This is a genomic window from bacterium endosymbiont of Bathymodiolus sp. 5 South (genome assembly GCF_900128535.1).
GTDB lineage: Bacteria > Pseudomonadota > Gammaproteobacteria > PS1 > Pseudothioglobaceae > Thiodubiliella.
The window spans coordinates 1-1,439 of sequence record NZ_FQTR01000303.1 but is presented as its reverse complement, the minus strand read 5'-3'; the positions used below and the strand labels follow the sequence as shown (position 1 = coordinate 1,439).

Genomic DNA, 1,439 nt, shown 5'->3' with positions numbered 1-1,439 from the left:
CAGGTATTTACAGAATACACCCAAAAGGTCCACAATCTAAAAAGGCAATATCTATCATCAAGCAACTGCCTACAATGCCTAAAAAAATATTGCTTCTAGAAAGTGTTTTATATGTGTTAAACAAATTCAATTTCCGCACTAAAAAAGCGCATAAAACAAATTTGAAAGGTAAAAAACCCTGATTAGTAACAAACTGAGACCTTTGCATAAACAAGAATAAACATCAGAAACCCACTTTTCACCCACTTGGCGATTTTTTAAACCCAGCCTTAGCCCTGCTAGGACAAGGTTTAAAGAAATCACCCATTGGGAAAAAATTGGATTTTGCTAATCATCCCTATTTATGCAAAGGTCTCAAACTATAAAACTTTGAATTCAACCAACAAGTGTAACACATTCCATAGAGTGTGTGATTATGAGCAACTACCCACACCTAAGCGCCGAATCTGAGAATATTATCCAATTAAAAACAGGCATATTCTCTCGTAAAGTGTTAGCAGGATGTGTTTGTAGCGATGATATATCACAAGCAATCAATGATGAAAATGGCTATTGTGAACTGCAAGTTAAATTGGATAAAGATACCAATAAGTTAGAAATAACATTATAATCAGCGAAATTATCTTTTAAATTTAAAATCATGAACCTAATATCTCTTAACACAAACTTTGCTCGCATTCTACTATTAAGCACAGCCCTTGTTATCTCAGTCAACACGATTGCAGGCGGACGCTCTAGTGAGCGCAATCTAATGGATGATTTCTTGCAAGATAAAACATCAGCAAATCCTGATGCTTCTGCTATTCCCTTACAACGATCCACACTCATTAGTAATAACGCTTTAGTCTTTAACCGAGGCGCCACTGGCGTGGATAACGATGATTTTGATAAAAAATTCTCACTTGCCAAAACACTCACAAACATTCGTAATAGTTCTAATGCAACAACAGATAGTTCTAACGCACAACTCCTCAACAGTTTGCTGAAAACATTCAATGTTGATTTAAAAACCAATGGATTTGTAAAAATGGATTTACAAAAAAGAACGCAAGAAGCCACTCTTTCAGGGTTGCTTGACAACATGTCACCAACTGCAATCTTCAACCGTTTTGACCTCAGTGCCAGCAATGGTCAACATTGTGGTGAGTACCGAGTGATTTATCATAAAAATAATGGCAATAGATTCTTCCTAAGTTTTGAGGCTAAATACCCTAACCCTGAACCCAGTAAAGGCAAAAAAGGTTGCGCTGCAGTCGCAGATTTTTGGGTAAACATAGGATACATGAGTAAAACAGATGCGCTGTTGCAACTAGAAAAATTCTTTTATCAAGGCTTAGAGCACAATGGCGTTCAATTACCTGCAGCCATTAATTTCACCCACTATACCCACGGCACAGGTCAAGTGCGTTCTAACACATTCGTTGATCGTCCATGGCAAC

Annotated in this window: 2 protein-coding genes and 1 pseudogene; all 3 read left to right on the top strand. The window is 37.2% G+C overall.

Features of this window, described 5'->3' with window-relative positions; all coding sequences use genetic code 11:
• Positions 1-182: hypothetical protein (locus BBROOKSOX_RS11010; protein WP_218973748.1), on the top strand; the 182-nt coding region annotated here is incomplete at its 5' end.
• A 233-nt stretch (positions 183-415) separates the two neighbouring features.
• A complete protein-coding gene (locus BBROOKSOX_RS11005; RefSeq protein WP_139661856.1) occupies positions 416-610 on the top strand; it encodes a hypothetical protein in 195 nt (64 codons plus the stop codon).
• Positions 611-640: 30 nt separating this feature from the next.
• A pseudogene (locus BBROOKSOX_RS11000) lies at positions 641-1,439 on the top strand (hypothetical protein); the annotation flags it as partial.

Bases quoted from the DNA above. Each gene is read 5' to 3' on its own strand.
- BBROOKSOX_RS11005 (WP_139661856.1), top strand. From the start codon at position 416: ATGAGCAACTACCCACACCTAAGCGCCGAATCTGAGAATATTATCCAA.